Below are 4,581 nucleotides of genomic sequence, written 5' to 3' on the forward strand. Positions count from 1 at the left end.
GGACCTGGCCGACGCCGAGCTCGCATCCATGGGCATGTGTTCCTATCAGACTGCCTACCACATGCTTACCTCCGCCAATATTCAGGCTGGTGAACGCGTGCTGGTTACCGGTGCCAGCGGTGGCGTGGGTACGGCGCTGATTCAGCTCTGCCGGATTATTGGTGCCATTCCCTATGCCCTGAGCCAGAAGGACAAGGCTGATCCATTGCTGGAGCTTGGCGCCGAGGCCGTTCTCGACAGAACCGACATGGATAGCTTTGTCGATCGGGTGAAGGCGGAAACCGGAGGCAAGCCGCTGGACGCGGTCATGGACCTGGTGGGCGGCGACATGACGGACCGTTTCATCGACGCCATGATTTTTGACATGAATGTCCGGAGCACCTATCCGAGGCTGAGTATTGCCGGGGCCAGTGGCGGCAACATCAGCGAAATTCTCTGGACCCGCATCTATCTGTACCAGGTGCAGATTTTCGGTGTGTCCCATGGTACCCGGGAAGAGGCAGAGCAGCTGATGAGATGGATCCGGAGTGGTGATTTAAAGCCTGTGTTGCACGGTGCTTTCCGGCTGTCTGAGTTGCACCGCGCGGAGGAGTACTTCGTGAACCGAGGCAGTAATTACCTGGGAAAAATCGTGATTGTTCCCGATGCCCAGTGGCAGGAGCACGGGCAACCCTACGAGGTGGAGGCGGACTGATGAAACCGGAACTGACCATTCAGTTGATGGACACTCACGCCGGTGGTGATTTCAGCCGCATTGTTACCGGCGGCATTGACCTGTTGCCCGGCGACACCGTGCGGGCGCAGATGGAGTACCTCCGGGACGATGCTGACGGCTTGCGCAAACTCCTGCTGGAGGAGCCCTATGGCATTCCCGAAATGTCCGTGGATTTGCTGGTCCCCGCCACCGATCCCAGGGCGGCGGCTGGATACATTATTATGGAGGTGATGGGATATCCCATCTATTCGGGTTCCAACACCATATGTACGGCGACGGCGGTCCTCGAGGCTGGCATAGTGCCAAAGCAGGAGGGCAAGCAACATTTCATGCTGGAATCGCCGGCGGGTCTCGTGAACATTGAGGCTATTGTTCATGACGGCGTGGTAGAAGCGGTCACCTGCGAGGGCTTGCCGAGCTACATCCACACCTACAATGCCAGTATTAACGTGCCGGGCATTGGCGAGGTTGGCTACAGTGTGGCCTATAGTGGCGGTTTCTACGCCCTGGTGGATGCAAAATCGCTGGGCTTTGACCTGACCCTTGACGAGGAACGGGAGCTGGCCCGCACCGCGCATGCCATTGTCGAGGCCATTCAGGCTGCCCGTGGATTTTCCCACTACACCCTGGGTGATGTCGGGCCTTTGCCATTTCTGCACTTTATGGGGCCGGAAGAAAAAGTGGCCGATGGCTATTTCCGCTCACGATCGGCCACCTACGTCCATCCCGGCGTGATCTGTCGTAGTACTACCGGTACCGGCACCTCGGCCAGGCTTGCGTTGATGAACTACGAAGGCCGAATCCAGCCGGGCGATAAACTGGAAACCGTTTCCCTTCGAGACACCGGTTTTATCGGTGAATTCACCACGGTAGAAACCGAGGGCGAGTATCAGGTGGTCAAAAACAGTATCACTGGCAGGGGTTATGTGATTGCCCGTTCCGACATTGTGGTGAACTGTGACGACCCGATGGTGGAGTGTGATGGGTTGCACCACATACTATCGAGTCGCCACAAATCTAGCGTGGTCTGAGTCTTCGTTTCTCTGCCCGTCGCATCCAGAGCCAGGCGATAAACGCAATCACAGACACCGCCGCGATAATCAGAGTCGCCAGCGCGTTGATCTCCGGTGACACTCCCATCCGAACGGAGGAGAACACCACCATCGGCAAGGTGGTGGCTCCCGGGCCAGACACAAAGCTGGCAATTACCAGGTCGTCCAGCGACAGGGTAAACGCCAGCAACCAGCCCGAAACCAGCGCCGGCGCAATCACCGGCAACGTGATCACAAAGAAGGTTTTCAGCGGCGTGCAGCCCAGATCCATGGCGGCTTCCTCAATGGAACGATCCACTTCTCTCAGGCGGGCACTCACCACCACAGCCACGTAGGCGCTGCAGAAGGTGGTATGGGCAATCCAGATGGTGGCCATGCCACGATCCGTCGGCCAGCCGATCAGTTGGGCCATTTGCACAAACAGCAGCAACAATGACAGGCCGGTGATCACCTCTGGCATTACCAGAGGGGCGGTGATCATGCTGGACAGCAACGTGCGCCCGCGCATCTTTTTGAACCGGGTGATCACGAACGCGCACAGGGTGCCCAAACACACCGCCATGCTGGCGGAATAGAAGGCAATGCGCAGGCTCATCCACACCGCCGACAGGATCTGTTCGTTGGCGAGCAGGGCGCCGTACCATTTGGTGGAGAACCCGGCCCATACCGATACCAACCGTGAGGCGTTGAACGAGTATACGATCAGCACCACCATGGGCAGATACAGGAACAGCATGCCCAGCATCAGCATGGTCTTCGAGAAACCGGGGGCTTTTAACCTAACCATTCTTTTCCATCTCCCGGGCCTGGAAGCGGTGGAACAACACAATGGGTACCAGCAGCAGCGCCAGCATCACGATTGCCAGCGCAGAGGCCACCGGCCAGTCTCGGTTGTTGAAGAACTCTTCCCAGAGCACCTTTCCGATCATCAGGGTATCCGGACCACCCAGCAGTTCCGGAATCACGAATTCGCCCACGGCTGGAATGAACACCAGCATGGAGCCGGCCAGGATTCCGGCCCTGGACAACGGCAGGGTAACGGACCAGAAGGTGGTCAGGCTGCGGCAGCCCAGATCCGACGCCGCTTCCAGCAGGCGTATGTCCAGCTTCACCAGATTGGTGTAGATGGGCAGGATCATGAACGGCAGGTAGGCATAGACGATTCCCAGAATCACCGCGAAGTTGGTGTTCAGCATTTTCAGCGGCGATTCGATTACGCCCAGCCACAGCAGGAAGCTGTTGAGCAGGCCCTGGTTACCGAGTATGCCCATCCAGGCATAAACCCGAATCAGGAACGAGGTCCAGGACGGCAGCATCACCATCAGCAGGAACACCAGTTGCCAGTGCTTCGGCGCGCGGGCCATGGCATAGGCCATGGGGTAGCCGATCAGCAGGCAGAACAAGGTGGCCAGAAACGCGGTTTTCACCGAGCCCCAATAGGCGGCAATGTAGAGGCTGTCGGAGGCCAGGAACAGGTAATTGCCAAAGTTCACCACCACCGACAGGGTATTCTCCACCCATCGGAACACCGGCTCGTAGGGCGGAATAGCCATCACCGCCGAGGTCAGGCTGATCTTCAGCACCAGCGCAAACGGCAGCAGGAAGAACAGCAGCAACCAGGCGAAGGGTACCCCGAACACAACTCGCCGATGGAATACCACTGCCCGCACCCGCTCGGCGAAGGGGGTTATCAATTTTCCAGGAACCTCTGACAAGGTTCCTGATGTGGATGAAGGGCGAGGCGCACGGAGCGCAGCAAAGGAGACATACCTTCTTGGTAGGCGAGTTTGCGAGCACCGCGCAACGCTGCCCTTCGCCGCAGCAGGGGCCTTGTCGGAGGTTTCTGTGGTCATGGCGTCAGTTCCAGAGCAGGATAGGACTGGAAGCTTCCCAGGACACATACACCCGGTCACCCCAGGTGGGCCGCTCGCCCCGGCGCTCCACGTTGGCCATGGTGGCCTGCACCCGCTTGCCGCTGGCGAGCTTCACGTAGTAAGACGTGATGTCCCCCAGGTAAGCAATGTTGTCCACCGTGCCGCAGCTCCAGTTGCTATCGCCTTCGGGCTTCTCGGTCGTCAGGTAGATCTTCTCCGGGCGCAGGGCGATCAGGGTTTCCGTGGTTTCCGCCGGCGTGGTTACACCCCGGTCAATAAACACCGGTGCGTCCAGAAGCTCGCTGGCCAAAGACAGGCTGTCGGAATTGTCTTCCAGAATGTTCGCCTCAAAGATGTTCACGGAGCCGATAAACTCCGCCGTCATGCGGCTGTTAGGGCTCTCGTAGATATCAATCGGCGAGCCCACCTGGGCAATCCGGCCGTAAGACATGATGGCAATGCGGCTGGCCATGGTCATGGCTTCTTCCTGGTCGTGGGTCACCATCAGGCAGGTTACGCCCACTTTCTCCAGGATATCTACCAGCTCCAACTGCATTTCCGTGCGCAGTTTTTTGTCCAGCGCGCCCATGGGCTCGTCCAGCAACAACAGCTTCGGGCGCTTGGCCAGCGAGCGGGCCAGGGCCACACGCTGCTGCTGGCCACCTGAGAGCTGCTGCGGCTTGCGCCTCGCGTAGGGCTCCATCTTCACCAGCTTGAGCATGGCGGCCACACGGTCGGTGATTTCGTTCTTCGGCAGCTTGTCCTGTTTCAGACCCATAGCAATGTTCTGCTCCACGGTCATGTGCGGGAACAGGGCATAGGACTGGAACATCATGTTGGTGGGTCGCAGGTACGGCGGCAGGGCCGTGATGTCCTGACCATCCAGCACAATGCGGCCGGAATCCGGGGTCTCGAAGCCCGCCAGCATGCGCAGCAGGGT

Annotated in this window: 5 protein-coding genes; 2 read left to right on the forward strand and 3 right to left on the reverse strand. The window is 58.9% G+C overall.

Features of this window, described 5'->3' with window-relative positions; translation table 11 throughout:
* Nucleotides 1-694: zinc-binding dehydrogenase (locus B3Y70_RS14090; protein WP_288589973.1), on the forward strand; the 694-nt coding region annotated here is incomplete at its 5' end.
* A complete protein-coding gene (locus B3Y70_RS14095) occupies nt 694-1,746 on the forward strand; it encodes a proline racemase family protein (RefSeq protein WP_286715143.1) in 1,053 nt (350 codons plus the stop codon). The genes B3Y70_RS14090 and B3Y70_RS14095, both read left to right, overlap by 1 nt.
* Here B3Y70_RS14095 and B3Y70_RS14100 read toward each other — a convergent pair.
* From B3Y70_RS14100 to potA, 3 genes are all read right to left on the reverse strand, one after another.
* Entirely contained in the window at nt 1,733-2,554 is an 822-nt protein-coding gene (locus B3Y70_RS14100) for an ABC transporter permease subunit (protein ID WP_226598027.1), read from the reverse strand. The two genes, B3Y70_RS14095 and B3Y70_RS14100, sit on opposite strands and share 14 nt — an antisense overlap.
* Nucleotides 2,547-3,461, reverse strand: coding sequence for an ABC transporter permease subunit (locus tag B3Y70_RS14105; RefSeq protein WP_412768674.1), 915 nt, complete (start codon nt 3,459-3,461; stop codon nt 2,547-2,549). The genes B3Y70_RS14100 and B3Y70_RS14105 overlap by 8 nt, the downstream gene beginning before the upstream one ends.
* Nucleotides 3,462-3,624: 163 nt before the next feature.
* The coding region (gene potA, locus B3Y70_RS14110; RefSeq protein WP_288589974.1) for a polyamine ABC transporter ATP-binding protein at nt 3,625-4,581 on the reverse strand (957 nt) is incomplete at its 5' end.

This window comes from Marinobacter sp. UBA5687 (assembly GCF_002420325.1).
Lineage (GTDB): Bacteria > Pseudomonadota > Gammaproteobacteria > Pseudomonadales > Oleiphilaceae > Marinobacter > Marinobacter nauticus.

What these genes read in the sequence shown, in the direction of transcription:
- B3Y70_RS14095 (WP_286715143.1), top strand. Translation starts at nt 694, where the DNA reads ATGAAACCGGAACTGACCATTCAGTTGATGGACACTCACGCCGGTGGT.
- B3Y70_RS14100 (WP_226598027.1), bottom strand. Translation starts at nt 2,554, where the DNA reads ATGGTTAGGTTAAAAGCCCCCGGTTTCTCGAAGACCATGCTGATGCTG.